Source organism: Azospirillum sp. A29, from assembly GCF_042604625.1.
GTDB lineage: Bacteria > Pseudomonadota > Alphaproteobacteria > Azospirillales > Azospirillaceae > Azospirillum > Azospirillum palustre.
The window spans coordinates 2,174,873-2,196,162 of sequence record NZ_CP170466.1 but is presented as its reverse complement, the minus strand read 5'-3'; the positions used below and the strand labels follow the sequence as shown (position 1 = coordinate 2,196,162).

Annotated in this window: 21 protein-coding genes; 7 read left to right on the top strand and 14 right to left on the bottom strand. The window is 67.5% G+C overall.

Annotation, left to right across the window (positions count from 1 at the left end):
* Window positions 1-4: 4 nt before the first annotated feature.
* The 5 genes from ABNQ38_RS25430 to ABNQ38_RS25410 all read right to left on the bottom strand — a co-directional run bounded on the left by ABNQ38_RS25430 (window position 5) and on the right by ABNQ38_RS25410 (window position 2,806).
* Window positions 5-574, bottom strand: coding sequence for a hypothetical protein (locus ABNQ38_RS25430; protein WP_377808637.1), 570 nt, complete (start codon window positions 572-574; stop codon window positions 5-7).
* 81 nt (window positions 575-655) lie between these two features.
* A complete protein-coding gene (locus ABNQ38_RS25425; RefSeq protein ID WP_377808636.1) occupies window positions 656-928 on the bottom strand; it encodes a hypothetical protein in 273 nt (90 codons plus the stop codon).
* 64 nt (window positions 929-992) lie between these two features.
* Window positions 993-1,811: a phage capsid protein gene (locus ABNQ38_RS25420; RefSeq protein WP_377808635.1), complete on the bottom strand. Its 819-nt coding sequence runs from the start codon at window positions 1,809-1,811 to the stop codon at window positions 993-995.
* A 327-nt stretch (window positions 1,812-2,138) separates the two neighbouring features.
* A complete protein-coding gene (locus ABNQ38_RS25415; RefSeq protein WP_377808634.1) occupies window positions 2,139-2,363 on the bottom strand; it encodes a hypothetical protein in 225 nt (74 codons plus the stop codon).
* A complete protein-coding gene (locus tag ABNQ38_RS25410; protein ID WP_377808633.1) occupies window positions 2,360-2,806 on the bottom strand; it encodes a Fur family transcriptional regulator in 447 nt (148 codons plus the stop codon). The genes ABNQ38_RS25415 and ABNQ38_RS25410 overlap by 4 nt, the downstream gene beginning before the upstream one ends.
* A 155-nt stretch (window positions 2,807-2,961) precedes the next feature.
* Here ABNQ38_RS25410 and ABNQ38_RS25405 point away from each other — a divergent pair, with 155 nt between their 5' ends.
* Together ABNQ38_RS25405 and ABNQ38_RS25400 are read left to right on the top strand one after the other, a co-directional pair.
* Window positions 2,962-3,504, top strand: a complete 543-nt coding sequence (locus tag ABNQ38_RS25405; RefSeq protein ID WP_377808632.1) for a superoxide dismutase family protein — start codon at window positions 2,962-2,964, stop codon at window positions 3,502-3,504.
* A 317-nt stretch (window positions 3,505-3,821) separates the two neighbouring features.
* A complete protein-coding gene (locus ABNQ38_RS25400) occupies window positions 3,822-5,309 on the top strand; it encodes a DEAD/DEAH box helicase (RefSeq protein WP_199235238.1) in 1,488 nt (495 codons plus the stop codon).
* An 87-nt stretch (window positions 5,310-5,396) separates the two neighbouring features.
* On the opposite strand, the gene gstA is transcribed toward ABNQ38_RS25400, so the two are convergent.
* From gstA to ABNQ38_RS25365, 7 genes are all read right to left on the bottom strand, one after another.
* A complete protein-coding gene (gene gstA / locus ABNQ38_RS25395; protein WP_377808631.1) occupies window positions 5,397-6,011 on the bottom strand; it encodes a glutathione transferase GstA in 615 nt (204 codons plus the stop codon).
* 79 nt (window positions 6,012-6,090) lie between these two features.
* Window positions 6,091-6,915 carry an acyl-ACP desaturase gene (locus ABNQ38_RS25390; protein WP_377808630.1) on the bottom strand — a complete coding sequence of 275 codons (825 nt, stop codon included), beginning with the start codon at window positions 6,913-6,915 and terminating at the stop codon, window positions 6,091-6,093.
* 273 nt (window positions 6,916-7,188) lie between these two features.
* Window positions 7,189-7,605, bottom strand: a complete 417-nt coding sequence (locus ABNQ38_RS25385; RefSeq protein ID WP_109048033.1) for a F0F1 ATP synthase subunit epsilon — start codon at window positions 7,603-7,605, stop codon at window positions 7,189-7,191.
* A gap of 146 nt (window positions 7,606-7,751) precedes the next feature.
* Complete coding sequence (gene atpD / locus ABNQ38_RS25380) at window positions 7,752-9,173, bottom strand: F0F1 ATP synthase subunit beta (RefSeq protein WP_109048034.1); 1,422 nt, start codon at window positions 9,171-9,173, stop codon at window positions 7,752-7,754.
* 86 nt (window positions 9,174-9,259) lie between these two features.
* On the bottom strand, window positions 9,260-10,144 hold the full coding sequence (locus ABNQ38_RS25375) for a F0F1 ATP synthase subunit gamma (protein ID WP_377808629.1): 885 nt from the start codon (window positions 10,142-10,144) through the stop codon (window positions 9,260-9,262).
* Between the two features lie 85 nt (window positions 10,145-10,229).
* Window positions 10,230-11,759 (bottom strand): F0F1 ATP synthase subunit alpha, encoded by a 1,530-nt coding sequence (atpA, locus tag ABNQ38_RS25370; RefSeq protein ID WP_098739059.1) that lies wholly within the window; start codon window positions 11,757-11,759, stop codon window positions 10,230-10,232.
* Window positions 11,759-12,328 carry a F0F1 ATP synthase subunit delta gene (locus ABNQ38_RS25365; RefSeq protein WP_098739058.1) on the bottom strand — a complete coding sequence of 190 codons (570 nt, stop codon included), beginning with the start codon at window positions 12,326-12,328 and terminating at the stop codon, window positions 11,759-11,761. Before ABNQ38_RS25365 ends, atpA begins: the two co-directional genes overlap by 1 nt.
* Before the next feature lie 382 nt (window positions 12,329-12,710).
* On the opposite strand from ABNQ38_RS25365, the gene ABNQ38_RS25360 reads away from it, so the two are divergent.
* Window positions 12,711-13,106 (top strand): hypothetical protein, encoded by a 396-nt coding sequence (locus ABNQ38_RS25360; protein WP_098739057.1) that lies wholly within the window; start codon window positions 12,711-12,713, stop codon window positions 13,104-13,106.
* 110 nt (window positions 13,107-13,216) lie between these two features.
* Here ABNQ38_RS25360 and ABNQ38_RS25355 read toward each other — a convergent pair whose 3' ends face one another.
* Window positions 13,217-13,723, bottom strand: a complete 507-nt coding sequence (locus tag ABNQ38_RS25355) for a cache domain-containing protein (RefSeq protein ID WP_246307125.1) — start codon at window positions 13,721-13,723, stop codon at window positions 13,217-13,219.
* Between the two features lie 210 nt (window positions 13,724-13,933).
* Window positions 13,934-16,240 carry a primosomal protein N' gene (locus tag ABNQ38_RS25350; protein ID WP_377808627.1) on the bottom strand — a complete coding sequence of 769 codons (2,307 nt, stop codon included), beginning with the start codon at window positions 16,238-16,240 and terminating at the stop codon, window positions 13,934-13,936.
* 105 nt (window positions 16,241-16,345) lie between these two features.
* Between ABNQ38_RS25350 and fsa the strand changes: the two genes are divergently transcribed.
* From fsa to ABNQ38_RS25330, 4 genes are all read left to right on the top strand, one after another.
* A complete protein-coding gene (gene fsa, locus ABNQ38_RS25345; protein WP_377808626.1) occupies window positions 16,346-17,002 on the top strand; it encodes a fructose-6-phosphate aldolase in 657 nt (218 codons plus the stop codon).
* Window positions 17,003-17,019: 17 nt separating this feature from the next.
* Entirely contained in the window at window positions 17,020-17,742 is a 723-nt protein-coding gene (locus tag ABNQ38_RS25340) for a DUF484 family protein (RefSeq protein WP_377808625.1), read from the top strand.
* Window positions 17,739-18,689, top strand: coding sequence for a tyrosine recombinase XerC (locus tag ABNQ38_RS25335; RefSeq protein ID WP_377808624.1), 951 nt, complete (start codon window positions 17,739-17,741; stop codon window positions 18,687-18,689). Before ABNQ38_RS25340 ends, ABNQ38_RS25335 begins: the two co-directional genes overlap by 4 nt.
* 307 nt (window positions 18,690-18,996) lie before the next feature.
* Window positions 18,997-21,177, top strand: a complete 2,181-nt coding sequence (locus tag ABNQ38_RS25330) for a methyl-accepting chemotaxis protein (RefSeq protein ID WP_377808622.1) — start codon at window positions 18,997-18,999, stop codon at window positions 21,175-21,177.
* The last annotated feature ends 113 nt before the right edge of the window (window positions 21,178-21,290 follow it).

Here is a 21,290-nt window from a genome sequence, read left to right as displayed (position 1 = left end):
TCCGTCAGGATCTCGCGTCGATCAGAGTGAAGTCCTCGAAGCCGGGCTGGCTGTCCTGCTGGGCGTCGATCTGGCGGGCGCGGCGGAATTCGCTCTCGGCCTGCTGGGCCAGCAGTTCCGCCCGCGTCGAGCTTTCGGTCAGCGGGATGCAGAACTCGGCAGCCAGCCGGGCGATCAGCACCTGATCGAAGAAGGCGGGGAAATCCTCCTCCGCCGGGCGGCCGATGTAGGACAGGGTGACGGTGCCGGCATCGCACAGCAGCGTGCGTCCGACGATGCGGTAGGACAGGCCACGCCCGCGTCCCTCGCCGCCCGCCCCCAGCGCCCGCAGGAAGCCGGCCGGCAGCTGGAAAGCGTTGGCATAATCGGCGACCGGCGGCTCGGCCAACCGCGGCAGCGTGACCTGCACGCTGGCGAAGCTCCAGGCATTGGCCGACAGCAGCGCATCGCGCGTCGGCCCGTAAAGCGCGGCGGCCACTTCCGCCTCGGCGGAGCCGTCGTCGAAGGAAGCGATGGCGGTGGCGCCGAGCTTGATCAGCGCACGGCCGCACAGGCCGATGGCGGTCAGGGCCATGGGACATGTCTCCGGGTAGCGGACGTGAAGCGAAAGGCGAGTGGGAGGCGCCGTCGGTGCGGCGCCCTTCCCTTCGGCGGATCAGTCGCTGTTGACGCTACCGAACGGCGTCAGGTTGGCGACATCGACCGCCCCGTTGGCGCTGGCCGCCACCACCAGCACGCCGGTGGCGGGGGTGGCGCTGCCGACCGCGCAGTTCGCCAGCAGCATGTCGCCCACCCGCAGCAGGTCGGCTGCCCCGTTGAAATAGCCGGCGGTATCGACGTCGGTCGCCACGTCATGCGTGGTGTAGTGCCAGAGCGTGAAGCCATTCGCGTAGGCGAGCACGCTCAAATCCTTGGACGCATAGGCCATGGATCGAAGACTCCGGATTTTGTGTGGGGGGATACGGAAGGGAGGGAGGCTCACCCTCCTCCGTTCAGCTCTCCAGGCAGCGCAGGGTGACCACGCCGCTGGTGTCGATCAGCGCGGCGCCCTGGCTCATCACGTTGTTGACGAAATGCGCCGCGCGGTCGCCGTGCCAAGTGATGTCGGTCTTCACGTCGGCACCCGCCGCGTGGCCGACCGCCGTCTTGTGGTACCAATGGCAGAGCCGGACGTTGCCGCTCAACGTCAGGCCGGAATGCGGCAGCCACAGCGTGCCGAGCCAGCGCTTGGCCTGGGTGCCGCGCCAGGGCAGCTCGTCGGAACCGACATAGTCGGCGCTGGCGAACTCCTCGATCCCCAGCAGCTGGCTCCACTGCTTCCAGCCGACGACGGCATAGCGCTGGCCGTCGTCCGGCACGTCGGCCTCGCCCATCATCTCGAAGGCGGTCAGGATCTTGGCCTTGGTCAGCCCGTCGGTGGCGCTGCCGGCATAGTTGACGGACCTGTTCAGCTCGGCGATCAGCAGTTCGTCGGTCTTGCGGCCCAGCGCATAGGCGCCGGCATTGGCGATGATCTGCCGCTCGTCGATGTTGGTCTTCAACTCGTCCAGCCGGTCGACCCAGTCGCCGGCATAGAAGTCGTACAGCGCGCACTCCACCGGCGTGTGGTCCAGGTTCATCACCGGAACCGCGCCGTGGCGCGACTTGGTGGCGGCGGCGCCCTTGCCGACCTTCTGGAAGACGGTGGAGGCACCCTGCACATTGTTCTTGCCGCGCACCGTGTTGCGCAGCTTGGAGCCCATGCGCTGGTAAGCCTCATGGACCTCGCGCTCGAACTGTTTGACGAACGCCTGTGCGATGCTGGTCGACATAGGTATATTTTCCTTTCGCGTTCCTGCGGATCCCGCGGGGAGCATGGCGGGAGGATTCGTTCCGCCACCCGGTTGTCGGGGGTGCGTGCAGGACGCAGCGCCGGCCGCGGGCGAAACGCGAAAACAAAAAGGGCCGGCCGGACTTTGGGAGTGTCCGGCCGGCCCTTTTCGGGACCGAAGCGAGGGGGGAGCTCTGGTGCTGTCGGGCGTAAGGTCCGGGGGCGGACCCGTCGCCTTGACAGGTCTGGTTTTAGGATTTTATGCGGCGGTAATCAAGGACTATTTTCATATATCCGTCCGCCGGCGACTGTCTTGCCGCCGGGACCCTCAATGCCGGACCGGTCCCGCCACCCAATGGCTGACGATGGTCTCCGCCTGGGCCGGTGAGATCTCCGGATGATGGTAGCGGTAGACAGTCACCGCCGCCTCCAGCGCATAGCGCTCCGGCTGGCCGCAGCGGCACAAGCCGGAGTAGCAGCGCTGTACCGCATTCCGGCAGGCGATGGCCTCGGCGATGGGCTGGTCGGCCTCGGGGAAACGGGGGTCGGTCATGGACGCTCCTCCTCATCCAGGGCGCCGTCGGCCGCGTCGTCCAGCGGCACCCCGTAGATTTCAAGCCGGTGGCCGACGATCTTGTAGCCAAGCTCGTGGGCGATCCGCTCCTTCATCGCCTCCAGCTCCGGGCTGGCGAATTCGATGATCCGGCCGGTGCGGGTGTCGATCAGGTGATGGTGGTGGTCCGCCGTCGCCTCTTCATAGCGGGCGCGGCCGTCGCCCAGGTCGACGCGCTCGATCACCTGCGCGTCCTCCAGCAGCCGCATGGTGCGGTAGACGGTGGCGATGGAGATGCGCGGGTCGATCTGCACGGCGCGGCGATGCACCTCCTCGACGTCGGGGTGGTCGTCCGCCTCCGACAACACCTGTGAAATGACACGACGCTGGCCGGTCATCTTCAGGCCCTTTTCCATGCACAACGCTTCCAGACGCGACGTCATAACCCCAACCCTGGTCTTTGCTTGCCGATGCCCCCATCATACTGAAAACCGTTCGCAATCCCAGAGCGGTTTCGCAGCGGCGTAAAGTCGTCACCCGCCGGCCGTCCAGGCGCGCCGGCCAACAGGCCAACACTCAAGACGGAGGATCCACCAGAATGCCCCGCACCCTGTCCCTCGCCCCGGCCCTGCTGTTCGCCGGCCTGTCGCTGGCCGCCGCTCCGGCACTGGCCCAGCAGTCCGCACCAGCCCCTGCTCCCGCCGCCCAGGCCGCCGTCGCCGACGCGCAGGGCAAGCCGCTGGGCACCGTCACCTTCACCAAATTCCCGCACGGCATCCTGGTGCATGGCCAGCTGGAAGGACTCTCGCCGGGCTGGCACGGCATCCACATCCACGAAAACGGCGCCTGCACCCCCGATTTCAAGGCGGCCGGCGGCCATTTCGCCGCCCAGGGCGCCAAGCACGGGCTGGAGGCCGAGCACATGCATTATGGCGAACTGCCGAACATCTGGGCCAACGAGGCCGGCAAGGCGGGGTTCGAGGCGATCACCCACATGGTCACCCTGACCGACGGAGCCGATGGCCTGTTCAAGCAGGGCGGCACCTCGATCGTCGTCCACGCCCAGCCCGACGATTACCTCAGCCAGCCGGCCGGCAACTCCGGCGACCGTCTCGCCTGCGGCGTCATCAAGAAGCCGTAAGCCGCCGCGCAAGCCACGGGGCGCGACCGTATGCCGCATGACAGTGGAGCCGGTTCGCGCCCTTTTTTTCCTGCCAAGCTTCCGTCTGTTCAGCCGAACCGGCGCGGCGCACCCCTGCCGCGCGCCGAGTTTGCTTGCCAAATCAAGCCACCGGCCCTATCTGTCCGGGGTCGGACGGCGCCCGGCGTCGCGCAGGACTTGCGCGCGCCTGATCGCCCGCCGCCCGACGGCTCCGCGCCAACCCGCCGCGGAGCGCGCAAGCCCGGCCGCTCCCTCCTGGCGCGGCCCCCATTCTGGTGACCAGGACCATCGCTTCCATGACTGAATTTTCCGGCCTCGGCCTGATCGAGCCTCTTCTGCGCGCCGTCGCCGAGGAAGGCTACTCTACGGCCACGCCGATCCAGGCCGGCGCCATCCCGCTTCTGCTGGCCGGCCGCGACGTTCTCGGCCTCGCCCAGACCGGCACCGGCAAGACCGCCGCCTTCACGCTGCCGATCCTGCAGCGGCTGTTCCAGAACAAGAAGCGCGTGGCCGCCAAGTCGCCCCGCGTGCTGATCCTGACGCCGACGCGCGAACTGGCGCTTCAGATCGGCGACAGCTTCACCACCTATGGCCGCCATCTGCCGATCCGCCGCACCGTCATCCACGGCGGCGTCGGCCAGAGCCCGCAGGTCTCCGCCATCGCCCGCGGCGTCGAGGTGCTGATCGCCACCCCCGGCCGCCTGCTCGACCTGATGGCGCAGAACCACGTCAACCTCGGCACCATCGAGTTCTTCGTCCTCGACGAGGCCGACCGCATGCTCGACATGGGCTTCATCCGCGACGTGCGGAAGGTGGTCGCGGTGCTGCCGAAGGACCGGCAGACCCTGCTGTTCTCCGCCACCATGCCCGACGCCGTGGTGGACCTCGCCAACAGCATCCTGACCGATGCCGAGCGCATCGAGGTGACGCCGCAGTCGACCACGGTGGAGCGCATCAACCAGCGCGTCCTGTTCGTCGACCGCGCCGACAAGCGCCGCCTGCTGGCCGATCTGCTGGAAGATTCGGCGATGGCCCGCACCATCGTCTTCGCCCGCACCAAGCACGGCGCCGACCGCATCGCCGACCATCTGAAGAAGGCCGGCATCACCGCCGACGCCATCCACGGCGACAAGTCGCAGTCGGCCCGCGTCCGCGCGCTGGAGAGCTTCCGCAACGGCGAGCTGCGGGCGCTGGTGGCGACCGACATCGCCGCGCGCGGCATCGACATCGACGGCATCAGCCACGTCATCAACTTCGACCTGCCGAACGAGCCGGAAAGCTACGTCCACCGCATCGGCCGGACCGCGCGGGCCGGCACCGACGGCAGCGCCGTGTCCTTCTGCGACCATGAAGAGGTCGGCTATCTGAAGGACATCGAGAAGACGATCCGCCAGCCGATCCCGGCCGACACCACCCATCCCTACCATGCGGTGGAGGTAGCGCAGATCCACGCGTCGTCCAAGCCGCCGCCCCGCCCCAAGGCGCCGGGCAGCAACCGCAACCAGAACAACCGCAACCAGCAGCAGGCCCGCCCCGCCGCGCCGAAGGCGGCGCCCAAGGCTGCCCAGCAGCCCGCCAAGGCGCCGCAGAAGGCCGGCAAGCCGGCCGGAGCCCCGCGTCCGGACGCCGCCCGCAACGACCAGAACCGCCACGACCGCCGCCCCGCCCCGCACGCCGTGTCGCATGGGAACAGCCATGGCAACGGCAGCGGCAAGCAGGCGCCGCGTGCGGCCGGCACCCCCGGCGGCAATACGCCGATGCGGCGCAAGCCCAACGCTGCCTGACCTCGACAGCGCGCCCACAAGGAAAAGGCCCCGTCTCCAGCGAGACGGGGCCTTTTTCATCCGGTGCTCATCCAGACCGGCCGGCGTTCAGCCCTGGGCTTCGGCGGCGTGCGCCGCCTGCACTGCCGGACGGGCGGCGACGCGTTCGGCGAAGGCCGTAAGGTTCGGGAAGGGCGACAGGTCGAACTTGATGCGCGGCAACCAGCTCAGCACCGTGTAGGCATAGGCGTCGGCGACGGTGAAGCTGTCGCCGGTCAGGTAGGCTTTGCCATCCAACTGGTGGTTCAGCACCGCCAGCTTGCCGCTCAGGACCTTGGTCGCGAATTGGCGGTGGGTGTCGGACACCACGTCGTTCAACATCGGGAAGAGCGGGACGACGCCCTTGTGCAGTTCCGACCCGATGAAGTTCAGCAGCTCCTGCACGCGGTAGCGCCCCATCGTGCCGGCCGCCGGGATCAGGCCGCTGGCAGGAACCTTGTCGGCGATGTACTGCACGATCACCGCACCCTCGGTCAGGATACCGCCCTCATCGAGCGCCAGAGTGGGCACCTGCCCCTTCGGGTTCACCGCGCGGAAATCGCTGCCGTCGGCCAGCGTCTTGGTCACGAGATCGACCTTGACCAGTTCGAAGGGCAGTCCCGCTTCGCGCAGGACGATGTGCGGCGACAACGAACAGGCGCCCGGCTTGTAATAGAGCTTCATGTCTCCGGAACCCTCTCTGGGTGATTGGCGCCGCAATGGCTACCCCAAAGAGACCGGCACCGCCAGCCTTCCCGAGGGATCAGACCGCCTGTGCCGCCAGCTTCCGCGCCTGACGGTCGATGAACCACCAGGCCCCGCGGGAGGCCAGGCTGCAAAGGCGGGTGTGCGGCTTCAACCCGCAGGCCTTGAACACCATGGCGATGGCGCGGTCGACATGCTTGCGGCGATAGCGGCCGAACGCCCGGCGCTTGTAGGCGGCGTTGTAGAGCTTGTGCTCGTAGACGGCGTCGGCCGGCGCGTTGGCCGCGTAATAGGCATAGGCCAGTTCGTCGTCCTCCGACTCACCGATGCGCGACAGCGCCACCTTCAGCCGCTGGACCTTGTTCAGCCCTTCGCGGTCCAGATACTTCTTGGCGTAGGTGTAGAAGATCTTGTAATGGCGCAGTTCGTCGGCGGCGATGTTGCGGCAGATCTCCTTCAACACCGGCTCGTCGGTCGAATCGCCGATGGCGGCATAATAGGAGCTGGTGCCGGTCTCCACCATGCAGCGGGCGATCATCTCGCCGGTGCGCGAACCACGGACCGAGGCGTCGAGGTCGATCGGCACGCGATAGCCGGCGCGGAAGCGCTCGACCGCCGCCCGGAAGTCGAAGGTCGGGTCGACCAGCTCGGCCCAGCGGCCCAGCGCCTCGCCATGCTGGACCTCCTCGACCGACCAGCCATGGGCGGCCTCCTGGAACTCAGGATCGTCGTTGAAGACGTTGCACAGATAGGCGGTGTAGTCGTCGGCGTTGAACTCCACCAGTGCCGCCGCCTTGATCAGCGGAACCAGGTCCGGATCGATCTTGCTGGCATCGAAACGGTCCCAGGGAAGCTCGTCGATCCGCCAATGCGCACGCGCCATGATCCGCTCTACCGCCTTGTTTTGGGCCGCCCTGCCGTGGCGGCCGGTTCATATCGGGAAAGGTTCGTTCCGGGAAAGGGTCGGTCGCCAGTGTCCCCGCCTTTTGCAGTCGGATGCGGCGGGGTTCATGGTTCAGGCCTTCGAATGTAATCGGTCTTCGCCGCGATGCAACCAAGTCGCAACGGAAAACGGGCGGCCTGGAAGCCCAAGCCGCCCGTTCCGTCGAAGAGATGTATGCCGTTCGCCCGAATGCAGGCCGACGGCCGCTGCCGCTCAGTGAGCGGAGCCCTGGCTCAGCGCGTCCAGCTTGGCACGCGCGACGGCCAGCTTGGACTCGGCGGCCGCCCGCTCGGCGTCGGACTTGCTGTCGTCCAGATCCTCGGACAGGTCCTTGATCTGCTTCTCGACCGCGGCGCGGTCCAGGTCGGTCAGCGCAACCGCTTCCTCGGCCAGGACGGTGCAGCGGGCCTCGGTGACCTCGGCGAAGCCGCCGGCGACGAAGACGCGGTCGACGATGCGGTCGCCTTCATAGACGTCGATGACACCCGGACGCACGGTCGAGATCATCGGCGAATGACCGGCGAGGACGCCGAAATCGCCTTCCGAACCCGGCACCACGACCATGTCCACGGGCTGCGACTTCAGCAGCTTTTCCGGCGAGACCAGCTCGAATTCGACTTTATCGGCCATGGGTTTCCTGGTGCCTCTTCATAGGAACCCCCTCCCCCGCTGACGGGAGGAGGGGGTGTGCTGATGTCGATTTCCGCCCGGCCGTCTCATGCCTCTTCACAAGGCCGATGGGGCCGGGTCGGAATGCCGCAATCCCTGGTGTGGGATCAGGCGGCGGCCAGCTTCTTGGCCTTGGCGATCGCCTCGTCGATGGTGCCGACCATGTAGAAGGCAGCCTCCGGCAGGTGATCGTAGTCGCCGTTCACGATGCCCTTGAAGCCCTTGATGGTCTCCTCGAGCGGGACCAGCACGCCCGGGGTGCCGGTGAACACCTCGGCGACGTGGAACGGCTGCGACAGGAAGCGCTGGATCTTGCGGGCGCGGGCGACGACCAGCTTGTCCTCTTCCGACAGCTCGTCCATGCCCAGGATGGCGATGATGTCCTGCAGGGACTTGTAGGTCTGCAGAACCTTCTGCACCGAACGGGCAACGCCGTAGTGCTCCTCACCGACGACGCGCGGGTCGAGGATGCGGCTGGTCGAGTCGAGCGGGTCCACGGCCGGGAAGATGGCCATTTCGGCGATCGAGCGCGACAGCACCGTGGTGGCGTCGAGGTGGGCGAAGGAGGCGGCCGGGGCTGGGTCAGTCAGATCGTCAGCGGGCACGTAAATGGCCTGCACCGAAGTGATCGAGCCCTTCTTCGTCGAGGTGATGCGCTCCTGCAGGGCGCCCATGTCGGTGCCCAGCGTCGGCTGATAGCCCACCGCCGACGGGATGCGGCCCAGCAGAGCCGACACTTCCGAACCGGCCTGCGTGAAGCGGAAGATGTTGTCCACGAAGAACAGCACGTCCTGGCCTTCCTCGTCGCGGAAATATTCCGCGAGCGTCAGGCCGCTCAGCGCGACGCGGGCGCGGGCGCCCGGCGGCTCGTTCATCTGGCCGTACACCAGGGCCACCTTGGAGCCCGGGCCGTCGAGCTTGATGACGCCCGACTCGATCATCTCGTGGTAGAGGTCGTTGCCCTCGCGGGTACGCTCACCCACGCCGGCGAACACCGACACACCGCCGTGCGCCTTGGCGACGTTGTTGATCAGCTCCATGATCGTCACGGTCTTGCCGACGCCGGCGCCACCGAACAGGCCGATCTTGCCGCCCTTGGCGTAGGGGGCCAGCAGGTCGATGACCTTGATGCCGGTGATCAGCACTTCGGCGTCCGTCGACTGGTCGACGAAGTCCGGGGCCTGACGGTGGATCGGCAGGGTACGGGCGGCGTTGACGGCGCCGCGCTCGTCGATCGGCTCGCCGATGACGTTGATGATGCGGCCGAGCGTCTCCGGACCGACCGGCACGGCGATCGGGTTGCCGGTGTCCGTCACTTCCGAGCCACGCACCAGACCGTCGGTGCTGTCCATGGCGATGGTGCGGACCGTGCTCTCGCCCAGGTGCTGCGCCACTTCCAGAACGAGGGTCTTGCCGTCGTTCTGGGTGTGCAGGGCGTTCAGGATCGCCGGCAGGTCGCCGTTGAACTGCACGTCCACGACGGCGCCCGTGACCTGCGTGATCTTGCCGACAGAATTGGTGGTGGCCATGGAGTAAAGCTCCCTAGGAACTCGGTAAGTGTCGGTATGCCGTCGCCGGCGCAAATGGGCTTGACCCTACGGGTCGGATGCCGCCGTTACAGGGCCTCGGCACCGGAGATGATCTCGATCAGCTCCTTGGTGATGTAGGCCTGGCGCGTCCGGTTGTAGGTGATCGTCAGCTTGTTGATCATGTCGCCGGCGTTGCGCGTCGCGTTGTCCATCGCGGTCATCCGGGCGCCCTGCTCGGACGCGGCGCTCTCCAGGAGGGCACGGTAGATCTGGATGGACAGGTTGCGCGGCAGCAGTTCGGCGAGGATCTGCTCCTCGTCCGGCTCGAACTCATAGAGCGGCTTCACCTCGTCGGTGGCCGCGACCGCCTCGCCGGGGACGGCGAAGGGAATGAGCTGCTGAACCGTGACGATCTGGGAGATCGCCGACTTGAACTTGTTGAAGACGACGGAGCAGACGTCGAACTCGCCGGCGTCGAACATCGCCAGCACCTTCGACGCCACCATGTCGGCGTCGCTGAAGCCGAGCCGGCGGCGGCCGACATCCTCGTAGCTCTCGACGATCAGCGAGGCGAACTCGCGGCGCAGCTGGTCGCGGCCCTTGCGGCCGACGGTCAGCACCTTGACGGTCTTGCCCTCGGCCTGCAGGCGCGTGATCTGGCGCTTGGCCTCGCGGACGATGGAGCCGTTGAAGGCGCCGCACAGACCGCGGTCGGAGCTGATGACGACCAGCAGATGCACCTTGTCGGCGCCCGTCCCGGTCATCAGCTTCGGCCCGTTGCCGCTGTCCTGCACGTTGGCGGCCAGGGACGACAGCATCCGGCCCATACGCTCCGCGTAGGGACCGCTGGCTTCCGCCTGCTCCTGGGCGCGGCGCAGCTTGGAAGCCGCAACCATCTTCATGGCCGAGGTGATCTTGCGCGTCGACTGGACGCTCGCGATCCGGTTCTTTAGGTCCTTGAGGTTAGGCATGCCGGCCCTTCAATTCCGCTCGAGGTCGTTCCGTGACCGTCTTGAAGACGGTGGGGGGCGGTTTCCCGCCCCCGCGCGCGGTCGGTCAGGCGAAGACCTTGGCGAAGCCGTCGAGGAAAGCCTTCAGCTTCTCTTCGGTCGCCGAGGTGATCTGCTTGTCGGTGCGGATCGCCGCCAGGATATCGGCGCCCTTGGCGCGGATTTCCGACAGGAACTTGGCCTCGAAGCGGTTGACGTCCTCGACCTTGATGGCGTCCAGGTAGCCCTTCACGCCGGCGAAGATCGACACGACCTGCTCTTCGACCGGCAGCGGCTGGAACTGGCCCTGCTTCAGCAGCTCGGTCAGACGGGCGCCACGGGCCAGCAGGCGCTGGGTCGAGGCGTCGAGGTCCGAGGCGAACTGAGCGAAGGCGGCCATCTCGCGGTACTGCGCGAGTTCCATCTTGATGGTGCCGGCGACCTGCTTCATCGCCTTGATCTGGGCGGCGGAGCCGACGCGGCTCACCGACAGACCGACGTTGATGGCAGGGCGGATGCCCTTGTAGAACAGGCCGGTTTCCAGGAAGATCTGACCGTCGGTGATCGAGATCACGTTGGTCGGGATGTAGGCGGACACGTCGCCGGCCTGGGTTTCGATGACCGGCAGGGCGGTCAGCGAGCCGTTGCCGTGGGCGTCGCCCATCTTGGCGGCGCGCTCCAGCAGGCGGCTGTGGAGGTAGAACACGTCGCCCGGGTAGGCTTCGCGGCCCGGCGGACGGCGGAGCAGCAGCGACATCTGGCGGTAGGCGACGGCCTGCTTGGACAGATCGTCGTACACGATCAGGGCGTGCATGCCGTTGTCGCGGAAATACTCGCCCATCGTGCAGCCGGTGTACGGCGCCAGGAACTGCAGCGGAGCAGGCTCCGACGCGGTGGCGGCGACGACGATGGAGTATTCCATGGCGCCGGCGTCTTCCAGGGTCTTGACGATCTGGGCGACGGTGGAGCGCTTCTGGCCGACGGCGACGTAGATGCAGTAGAGCTTCTTGCTCTCGTCGTCGCCCTGGTTGATCGGCTTCTGGTTCAGGAAGGTGTCGATGACGACGGCGGTCTTGCCGGTCTGACGGTCACCGATGATCAGCTCGCGCTGGCCGCGCCCGATCGGAACCAGGCTGTCGACGGCCTTCAGGCCGGTCTGCATCGGCTCGTGCACCGACTTGCGCGGGATGATGCCGGGGGCCTTCACTTCCACGCGGGTGCGGGTCACGTCGACCAGCGGGCCCTTGCCGTCGATCGGGTTGCCCAGGCCGTCCACGACGCGGCCCAGCAGGCCGCGGCCGACCGGAACGTCGACGATGGTGCCGGTGCGCTTGACGGTGTCGCCTTCCTTGATGCCGCGGTCGTCGCCGAAGATCACGATACCGACATTGTCGGTCTCGAGGTTCAGCGCCATGCCCTGCAGGCCACCCGGGAACTCGACCATTTCGCCGGCGCGGACGTTGTCCAGGCCGTGCACGCGGGCGACGCCGTCACCCACCGACAGGACCTGACCAACCTCGGCGACATCCGCCTCGGTCCCGAAATTCGCGATCTGCTGCTTGAGGATCGCAGAGATTTCTGCGGCGCGGATATCCATCAGACTGATCCCCCTGAGGCCTTCATGGCGAGTTGCAATTTGTTCAGCTTCGTTCGCACCGAGGTATCGACCATGCGCGAGCCGAACTTAACGATCATGCCGCCGATCAACTCCGGATCGACGGAGGTGTTCACCAGCACCTTGGAACCGATGGACGCCTTGAGCGCGTCGATGACGGCGTTGCGCTGGGCATCGCTCAGCGGCTGGGCCGAGGTGACCTGCGCCGTGACCTCGCCGCGGCGCCGGGCCAGTTCGGCCAGGAAGCCTTCGATCATGCCGTCGATCGAGAACAGGCGGCGGTTGGCCGCCACCAGCCCGATGAAGCGCTTGGTCAGATCGGACACGCCGGCGCTGTCCAAGACAGCGGCCATGGCCTTGCCCTGATCGGCGCGGCTGATGACGGGGCTGCGGACGAGGCGACGGAGGTCAGCGCTCTCGGCCAGGATCTGCTTCAGCGTGGTCAGATCGCTCGCGACCGTGTCCAACGCCTGGTTTTCGTCCGCAAGCTCGAACAGCGCGATGGAGTAACGCGCGGCGAGTTCGGATACGCCTGTTCCTTCGGATGCCACCTGATCCCTCGAATTGAGTTCGGTAGACGGTGAATTCGGCGGCCTTATAGGGTGTCAACCCGAGGCACAAACACCCCGGCCGCGAAAGCGAGCGGTCCAATATCACAGGAATCGCGCCCACGCAACGGGGTCTGGACAATTTGGCTGCGGCGTTTTGAGCAACTGCGGAATCATTGGTCGCAATTGCGTTCGCCGAGGACTCGAGTCCCGCTCGACTGGTCATACCGGCTGTGACTTCGATGTGGCCCTATTGCCTGTTTAATTCAAGGTTAACCAATCTGATCCACGGTCGGCCGGAACCGCGCGGGTGGGCGATCCGACCTTGGTTTCCCGTCATTTTGCCCCGCCGCAGCCGCTCCAGGCGACCAGGGACCCTTCCGCGATGACCATCCTGCCGACGACCGACACCGTTGCGACTGCCGACGCGGACACCGCCGCCGGCGCGGGTTCCCGCGGGGAAGAGCGCGGGGCGACCGTCATCCAGTTCTGCCGCGCCCGCTTTACCCCGGACGATATGGATGCCTTCGCCGCCGTGGCCGAACCGAAGATTCGCGACGGTCATTGGGTTGGTGTGCTGCGCGAGTCGGGACGCGATCATGACCGGCTTCTGGTGCTGCTGCCGGAGGTCGACCGCCCCGTCTTCCGCTTCGAACGCGACGCCAAGGGCCGCTACAGCCTGTCCTTCCACGACCGGTCGGGCTGGTACGGCATCGGCGCCGGCGACAGCGCCGCGGACTGCCTGTCGATCTGGCGCCCGCGCCGCCCGCGGGCTTTCTGACCCGCGTCAGGCCGGGCTCCATGGCCGTCCCGAAATTTCACCATGTAAAAAAGTGACGTGCGGCAACCCGCCGCACCGGTTTCACAAACACCTCAACGATACACGGCACCTCAGCGATAGACGCCGACCGCCAGCATGTATGGCTTGCCGTTCAGCACCAGACGGCGGGCGTGCATCGTCTTGCGCGCGACCTGGCCCGTCAGCGGATCGATCCATCGATAGGTGACGTCGGTCCGTCCGTCGCGCGCCACCCCGTCCAGCGCCTCGCGGATGAAAGGCTTGCCCTCGATGTCGTGCAGTTCGTTCAGGTTCGACCCGTTCAGCGTCGCGGTCCAGCCATGGGCGACCATCACGCCCTTGTCGTCCAGCAGCATCGGGTAGAGGTCGCGGTCGGTGAAAGCGCTATCATGGCCGGCAAACGCTTCGGCCGCCGCGTCCGGACCGATCCGCTCCAGCAGTTGCTGGGCACGGTCGATCATCGTCAGCGCCTCGGCGTCGGTGCCGCGGGTGCGGGCCGGAGCGCCGGCGGCGAACGCGATGACCACCAGCAGCAGAAGAACCGGCAGCACGGTCAACAGGGTTTGCCGCTGAACGCGCAGACGAAGCTTGGAGAGCATGCCGACCATCAGCCCGAACCTGTCCCTGTGACGTTTGGCTCCGCGGGTTTCATCCCGGCAGGGATGTTTCGATTCGGAACCATCCCTGCCGTGGTAATACCATGCCCCGCGCGGTGCAATGGACCAAACGTCACAGGTGCCATGCCGGATCGCCCGCGGGACTGCATCGTGTCAATTCGCCGCAGCTTGGTCCGGCCGCCTTAACCGCACCTAAAGGAAGCTGTAGGGATCGACATCGATCTGCACGCGGATGGCCGGCGGGATCTCCACCCGGTCCAGCCACTCCGCGATCAGCGGCTGCACCTGGGTGCTGCGCGGCGCCTTCATCAGCAGGCGGCGGCGGTGCCGCCCGCGCAGCAGCGCCAGCGGCGCCGGAGCCGGTCCCAATATATGGACGGTGTCGCTGCGCGGTGCCGCACGGCCCAGCGCCATCGCCACCCGCTCCACCAGCGTCGGGTCCTCGCCCGATACGATCAGCGCCGCCAGCCGGCCAAAGGGCGGCATGCCGGCCTCCAGCCGCATCTCCGCCTCCAGCTGATAGAAGCCGTCGCGGTCGCCGGCGGCCAGCGCCTGCATCACGGGATGTTCGGGCATGAAGGTCTGCAGCATCACCCGGCCCGGCCGCTCGCCGCGCCCGGCACGTCCCGCCACCTGATGCAGCAGCTGATAGGTGCGTTCCGCCGCCCGCAGGTCGCCGCCGTTCAGCCCCAGGTCGGCATCGACCACCCCGACCAGCGTCAGCATCGGGAAATGGTGGCCCTTGGCCATCACCTGGGTGCCGATGATGATGTCCAGCTCGTGCCGGCCGATGCTCTCCACCATCTCCTGGATGGCGCGCGGGCCGTGCAGGGTGTCGGACGCCATGATGGCGGCACGGGCGTCGGGGAACAGCTCCGCGACCTCTTCGGCGATGCGCTCCACGCCGGGACCGCAGGCGGCCATCGTCCCTTCCTCGCCGCAGTCCGGGCAGGCATGGGGCAAGGGCTGCTGCAAACCGCAATGGTGGCATTGCAGCTTGCGGGCGAGCCGGTGCTCCACCAGCCACGCCGTGCAGTTCGGGCACTGCATGCGGTGGCCGCAGGCGCGGCACAGGGTCAGCGGGGCGTAGCCGCGGCGGTTCAGGAACAGCATCGCCTGTTCGCCGCCGGCCAGCGTGTCGGTCAGCGCCTTGCGCAGGCTGGGCGCCAGCCAGTGCCGGGCGGGCGGGCGGTCGCGCCGCAGGTCGACCAGTTCGACATCGGGGAGCACGGCGCCGCCATGGCGGGACGGCAGCTCGATCCGGGCATAGCGGTGGCTGTCGGCATTGACCTTGGTCTCCAGCGACGGCGTGGCAGAGACCAGCACGATGGGCAGCCCACCGAGATGCGCCCGCGCCACCGCCATGTCGCGGGCATGGTAGATCGCCCCTTCCTCCTGCTTGTAGGCGGAGTCGTGCTCCTCATCGACGATGATGACGCCCAGGTCGGGATAAGGCAGGAACAGCGCCGAGCGCGCCCCGACCACCACCGGCACCTCGCCCTTGGACACCGCGCGCCAGGTGTCGCGGCGCTGCGCCCCGGTCAGCTCCGAATGCCATTCCGCTGGCGGTGCGCCGAAGCGGCGGGCGAAGCGGTCGAGCCACTGGGCCGACAGCGCGATCTCGGGCAGCAGAACCAGCGCCTGTTTGCCCTGTTCCAGCGCCGCGGAGATCGCCTCGTAATAGACCTCCGTCTTGCCCGATCCGGTGACGCCGTCAAGCAGGACCGTGGAATAGCATCCCGAGGTCACCCGCTCGCGCAGATCGTCGGCCGCCGCCTGCTGGTTCGCCGACAGGGTCGGTCCGGGCCGGCGCCAGTCCGGCCGGCCGAGCCGCGTCGGTTGCAGCATCACCGGGTCGAGCAGCCCGGCCTCGGCCAGCCCGCGCACCACCGTCACGCCGCAGCCGGCTTCCTCGGCCAGTTCCGAGGGCGTGCGCGGCGGGCCATCCGTCAGCAGCGCCAGGATGCGCTTGCGCGGGTCGGTCATCTTGAAGCCGGGCGGCGGTTCCGCATCCGGCCTGCGCAGATAGGCCAGCATCGGCTTGGGCGGCTCCAGCGCCGACGGCACGCTGACCGCCATGCGCAGGACGAAGCCCGGCGGCGTCATGGTGTAGGCGGCGACCCATTCGACGAAGCGGCGGCCGACCTCGGTCATCGGCGGCACGTCGAACCGGCGCACCACCGCCTTCAGCCGGCCGGACTCCACTGTCCCGGCGCCGGGCCCCCAGACCACGCCGATCAGCCGGCGCGGCCCCAGCGGCACCTCGACGAAATCGCCGGGAACCAGCGCCATTCCGTCGGGCACCCGGTAGTCGTAGGCCTCGCGCAAGGGCAGCGGCAGCAGCACGGCGACGCGGCGGTCCGGCCCGCGCTGCTGCGGCTTCGCCGGGAAATCTGCGGAATTTGCCGCGGAATCGCCTTCGGGCTGCCCCGTTTCGGGCGCGTCCCCAAGAAGATCCCCCTGAAAGCCCGGGGCGGAACTGGCGGAAATCGAACGCATCGGCTAGAGTGGCCTCATGTCCCGGGCACCGGGCGGGACGGCGCGTCGGTCAGCTTTCCGGCGCGGCCGGTTCCGGTCAACATCAGCAAGCATGGACCCTTCGTCATGAAGTTCTTCGTCGACACCGCCGACATTGCCGAGATCCGCGATCTGGCCGATACCGGTCTGCTGGACGGTGTTACCACCAACCCCTCCCTGATCGCCAAGTCCGGCCGTCAATTCCTCGACCTCGTGGCCGAGATTTGCGACGTCGTCAACGGTCCGGTCAGCGCCGAGGTGGCGTCCACCGACTTCGAGACCATGCTCGCCGAAGCCCACAAGATCGCCAAGATCTCCCACCGCGTCGCGGTGAAGGTGCCCCTGACCCCGGCCGGCCTGAAGGTCTGCAAGATCATCTCGTCCGAAGGGACGATGGTCAACGTCACGCTGTGCTTCTCCCCCGCCCAGGCGATCCTGGCGGCCAAGGCCGGCGCCAGCTTCGTCTCGCCCTTCGTCGGCCGCCTGGACGACATCGGCCAGGACGGCATGGGCATCATCAAGGACATCTGTGAGATCTATAACAACTACGACGCCTTCAAGACCGAGGTGCTGGTCGCCTCGATCCGCAACCCGATGCACATCGTCAAGGCCGCCCGCCTGAGCGCCCATGTCGTGACCGCGCCGGCGTCGGTGCTCAAGCAGCTGTTCAACCACCCGCTGACCGACAAGGGTCTCTCCCAGTTCGTCGAGGACTGGAAGAAGACCGGCCAGTCGATCCTGTAAGGCGGGCCGGAGCGATCATGGCCGACAGGGGCCGCGAACCGGGCCACCCCCCGCGTCAGGCGTCGACGCTCTCTTCGGAGGATGTGTGCGCTTATCTGCGGACCCACCCGGACTTCCTGGCCCAGAACGCCGATCTGGTCCACCATCTGACCCCGCCGTCGCTCGACCGCGGGCGTGGAGTGGTGGACCTCCAGGCCTTCATGGTCGACCGGCTGCGCGCCGAGGTCCGCACTCTCAAGGACCAGCAGCGCGAGCTGATCGGCACCAGCCGGGCCAACCTGAACAGCCAGAACCGCATCCATGCCGCGGTGCTGTTCCTGCTCGACGCCCAGAGCTTCGAACAGCTGATCCAGACCATCACCACCGACCTCGCGGTCCTGCTCGACCTCGATGTCGCTTGTCTGGTCATCGAATCCAACGGCACCGACATCCCCCATGTCCACCGCTCCGGCGTGCGGGTGGTGGAGCCGGGCGCCATCGCCGACCGGCTGGGCCGCGCCGACGTGGTGCTGAACACCGACATCCAGGGCGATCCCGAGATCTACGGCCCCGGCGCCGGTCTCGTCCGGTCGGAGGCGTTGATCCGCATCCAGGTCTCCAGCGAGACGCCCGACGGGCTGCTCGCCTTCGGCAGCCGCGAACCCGACACCTTCCACAGCGGCCAGGGCACCGAGCTGGTCGGCTTCCTCGCCCGCGTGATCGAGCGGGTGATCCGCGGCTGGCTGGAGCTGCCGGCGTGACCGAATCAGTTCTGGGTTTTTCAGCGAAGCCCGATGTCCAGGACGTGCTGGCCCACTGGCGGCGCTGGATGGAGAGCGAGAAGGCGGTCTCCCGCCACACCCTGTCGGCCTACACCGCCGATGTGGGAGAGTTCCTGCGCTTCCTTACCGAATTCCGCGGCGGTTCCCCACCCTCGCTCAACGATCTGGGCGACCTGAAGGCGGTGGATTTCCGCGCCTGGATGTCCCGGCTGGCGATGGACGGGCTGGTCGGGGCCAGCCGGGCGCGCAAGCTGGCGTCGGTGCGCAACCTGTTCCGTTGGCTGGATCGCAGCGGCCGGCTGCACAACCCCGCCGTCGCCACGCTGGCGACCCCGAAGGTCAAGCGCCCAGCCCCGCGTCCGCTGACCGAGATCGACGCCGACCGCCTGCTGGAGGAGGCCGAGCGCGACCGCGATGAGCCCTGGATCGGCAAGCGCGACCGCGCCCTGTTCACCCTGCTCTACGGCTGCGGCCTGCGCATTTCCGAAGCCCTGGGACTGGCCCGCAAGGACGCCCCGCTGGGCGACACGCTGCGCGTCACCGGCAAGGGGCGCAAGGACCGCATGATCCCGGTCCTGCCGGCTGTGACGGACGCAGTGCGCGCCTATATCGAGTCCTGCCCCTTCACGCTCGCGCCCGACGGCCCCCTGTTCGTCGGCACCCGCGGCGGCCGGCTGAACGCCGGCGTCGCCCAGCACCAGATGCAGAAGCTGCGCGCCCTGATGGGCATGCCGGACAGCGCCACCCCGCACGCCCTGCGGCATAGTTTCGCGACTCATCTTTTGGCGGACGGCGGCGACCTGCGCGCCATCCAGGATCTGCTCGGCCACGCGTCGCTCTCCACGACCCAGCGCTATACGGATGTCGAGAACGAGCAGCTGATGAACGTGTACCGCAATGCCCATCCGCGGGCGCGCAAGGGCTGAGGCTCACCGCCCCTAAGCGCCTGCGCATATTGGGGTATTCATTTCTACGCCTATGGCGGCGTCACGTGCCATGGGGCAGCCAGCTGAACCCCGATGCTCACGATAGAATCCCTTGATTGAAATAAAATTTCTTCCAAGGCTTTTAAACATCCTCCGCCAAATTCTTTAAATTATCTTAGAGAATAACTCGGAGATAATACTTAAGGATCACAGATGAGATTTAGACCCTTAATTCTCGTTAATCTGTCGTTAATTTTGAAGATCGACAGTTCTCCCCATTCACGCGCCGATGACGGGGGAAGACTTTATGCAGACGAAATCCATCCAATCGAAGATTGCGATGCTGTCGGGCTTCTGCCTGGCAGGCACCGTCGCCGTGCTCGTCGGCTTCGCCATCCTGTCGACGCGCTCCAGCAACGAATTCGTCACCGGGAACGTCGAACGGATCATCGAAAGCAAGACGACGGAGTCCCTGCAAAACCTCGCGGCCACCCAGGCCGGACTGCTGCGGTCGGAATTCGACACCGCGCTGAATGCCGCGCGGACGATGGCAAGCGGCTTCTCCAGCCTCGCCGACGACGGGGCGCCCGGCAATGTCCCGCCGGACCGGCGGCGTGAGGCCTTCAACGGCGTGCTGCTGTCGGTGCTGAAGCGCAACCCGCTGTTCAACGGCACCTATTCGGCCTGGGAGCCCGACACGCTCGATGGCCGGGACGAGGAGTTCAGGGGCCGCCGCGAGACCGGCACCGACGCCACCGGCCGCTTCATCCCCTACTGGAACCGCGACCAGAACGGCCGCATCGCCATGCAGCCGCTGGTCGAGTACGACAGCCGCGACCGTCACCCCAACGGCGTGATGAAGGGCGGCTGGTACATCGGCCCGCAGGAGACCGGGCGGGAAAGCGTGCTCGACCCCCTGCCCTACATCGTGCAGGGCAAGCAGGTGTTCCTGGCGACCCTGTCGGTTCCGGTGGTCATCGGCGGCAAGTTCCGCGGCGTGGCCGGCGCCGACTTCAACCTCGACTTCGTCCAGCAGCTGTCGACGAAGGTCAGCGCCGCGGTGTTCAACGGCCGCAGCCAGGTGGTCATCATCAGCAACATGGGTCTGATCGTCGCCCACAGCGCCCGGCCCGACCTGATCGGCCAGTCGATCTCCACCTTCGACGCCTCCTGGCAGGCCGATCTGGCGAACGTCCAGGCGGGCAAGCCGCATGTCGACATCGAAGCCTCCACCAACATGCTGCGCGCCTTCGCTCCCATCACGCTCGGCAACACCGAGAAGCCGTGGGCCGTGCTGGTCCAGGTGCCGAAGGACATCGTGCTGGCCGACGGCATGGCGCTGTCCTTGGCGCTGGGGGAGCGGGCCAATTCCAACATCCTCTGGCAGGTCGCCGTCGGCGCCCTGGTCGCGCTCGGTGCCGTCGCGGTGATGTGGGTGGTCGCCGGCGGCGTCGCCCGGCCGATCCGCGCCAGCGTCACCTTCGCCGAGGGCATCGCCGCCGGCCGCTTCGACCAGACGCTGGACATTCGGCAGTCCGACGAGGTCGGCGCGCTGGCCGAGGCCCTGCGCAAGATGATGGCCGAGCTGAAGCGGATGATCGACCAGCGGGCCGAAGATCAGGCCAAGGCCGATGCCGAGCGCCGCAAGGCCATGCTGCAGCTGGCCGACACTCTGGAAGCCCAGGTGATGAACGTGGTGGATGGCGTCGACCGTGCCGCCCAGTCGATGACCGGCACCGCCCAGACGATGACCGCCACCGCGACCCAGACCAGCCAGCAGGCCGGCGTGGTCGCCAACGCCTCCCAGGATGCCAGCAGCAACGTGCAGACCGTCGCCAGCGCCACGGAGGAGCTGTCGGCCTCGATCCAGGAGATCGGCGAGAGCGTCAACCGTTCCGCCCAGATCGCCCGCGAGGCGGTGGAGGCGGCCCAGCAGGCCAACGGCCAGGTCCTGAGCCTGACGGAGGCGGCGGAGAAGATCGGCACCGTGGTGCAGCTGATCCAGGACATCGCCAGCCAGACCAACCTGCTGGCACTCAACGCCACCATCGAAGCCGCCCGCGCCGGGGAAGCCGGCAAGGGCTTCGCCGTGGTGGCGCAGGAGGTGAAGAGCCTCGCCAGCCAGACGGCCCGCGCGACCGAGGAGATCGCCGGCCACGTCACCGGCATGCAACGGGTCACCGGCGAGACCGCCGGCGCCATCAGGGGCATCGGCGGCATCATCGCCCAGATCGACGAGATCTCCACCGCCATCGCCGCTGCGGTGGAGGAACAGGGCTCCGCCACCGCCGAGATCGCCCGCAACGTCCAGCAGGCCGCCAGCGGCACCCAGGAGGTGACGAAGACCATCGCCGACGTCCGCAGCGCCGCCGTCGAGGCCGGCCATTCCGCCGAGAACGTCCTGTCGGTTTCCGGCCAGCTCGCCAACGATGCCGGGCGCCTGCGCAGCGCCGTGAACGGCTTCCTGTCTACGATCCGCGCCGCCTGACCGGCGGGCGTGACGGACAGCACGAACGCCAATGCAAAAAAAGGCTCCCCCGCCAGACAGCGGGGGAGCCTTTCGTCGTTGCGGGCCTTGCGGACCGCAGATCGGATGTGCCT

Bases quoted from the DNA above. Each gene is read 5' to 3' on its own strand.
- ABNQ38_RS25430 (WP_377808637.1), bottom strand. From the start codon at position 574: ATGGCCCTGACCGCCATCGGCCTGTGCGGCCGTGCGCTGATCAAGCTC.
- ABNQ38_RS25425 (WP_377808636.1), bottom strand. From the start codon at position 928: ATGGCCTATGCGTCCAAGGATTTGAGCGTGCTCGCCTACGCGAATGGC.
- ABNQ38_RS25420 (WP_377808635.1), bottom strand. From the start codon at position 1,811: ATGTCGACCAGCATCGCACAGGCGTTCGTCAAACAGTTCGAGCGCGAG.
- ABNQ38_RS25415 (WP_377808634.1), bottom strand. From the start codon at position 2,363: ATGACCGACCCCCGTTTCCCCGAGGCCGACCAGCCCATCGCCGAGGCC.
- ABNQ38_RS25410 (WP_377808633.1), bottom strand. From the start codon at position 2,806: ATGACGTCGCGTCTGGAAGCGTTGTGCATGGAAAAGGGCCTGAAGATG.
- ABNQ38_RS25405 (WP_377808632.1), top strand. From the start codon at position 2,962: ATGCCCCGCACCCTGTCCCTCGCCCCGGCCCTGCTGTTCGCCGGCCTG.
- ABNQ38_RS25400 (WP_199235238.1), top strand. From the start codon at position 3,822: ATGACTGAATTTTCCGGCCTCGGCCTGATCGAGCCTCTTCTGCGCGCC.
- gstA (WP_377808631.1), bottom strand. From the start codon at position 6,011: ATGAAGCTCTATTACAAGCCGGGCGCCTGTTCGTTGTCGCCGCACATC.
- ABNQ38_RS25390 (WP_377808630.1), bottom strand. From the start codon at position 6,915: ATGGCGCGTGCGCATTGGCGGATCGACGAGCTTCCCTGGGACCGTTTC.
- ABNQ38_RS25385 (WP_109048033.1), bottom strand. From the start codon at position 7,605: ATGGCCGATAAAGTCGAATTCGAGCTGGTCTCGCCGGAAAAGCTGCTG.
- atpD (WP_109048034.1), bottom strand. From the start codon at position 9,173: ATGGCCACCACCAATTCTGTCGGCAAGATCACGCAGGTCACGGGCGCC.
- ABNQ38_RS25375 (WP_377808629.1), bottom strand. From the start codon at position 10,144: ATGCCTAACCTCAAGGACCTAAAGAACCGGATCGCGAGCGTCCAGTCG.
- atpA (WP_098739059.1), bottom strand. From the start codon at position 11,759: ATGGATATCCGCGCCGCAGAAATCTCTGCGATCCTCAAGCAGCAGATC.
- ABNQ38_RS25360 (WP_098739057.1), top strand. From the start codon at position 12,711: ATGACCATCCTGCCGACGACCGACACCGTTGCGACTGCCGACGCGGAC.
- ABNQ38_RS25355 (WP_246307125.1), bottom strand. From the start codon at position 13,723: ATGCTCTCCAAGCTTCGTCTGCGCGTTCAGCGGCAAACCCTGTTGACC.
- ABNQ38_RS25350 (WP_377808627.1), bottom strand. From the start codon at position 16,240: ATGCGTTCGATTTCCGCCAGTTCCGCCCCGGGCTTTCAGGGGGATCTT.
- fsa (WP_377808626.1), top strand. From the start codon at position 16,346: ATGAAGTTCTTCGTCGACACCGCCGACATTGCCGAGATCCGCGATCTG.
- ABNQ38_RS25340 (WP_377808625.1), top strand. From the start codon at position 17,020: ATGGCCGACAGGGGCCGCGAACCGGGCCACCCCCCGCGTCAGGCGTCG.
- ABNQ38_RS25330 (WP_377808622.1), top strand. From the start codon at position 18,997: ATGCAGACGAAATCCATCCAATCGAAGATTGCGATGCTGTCGGGCTTC.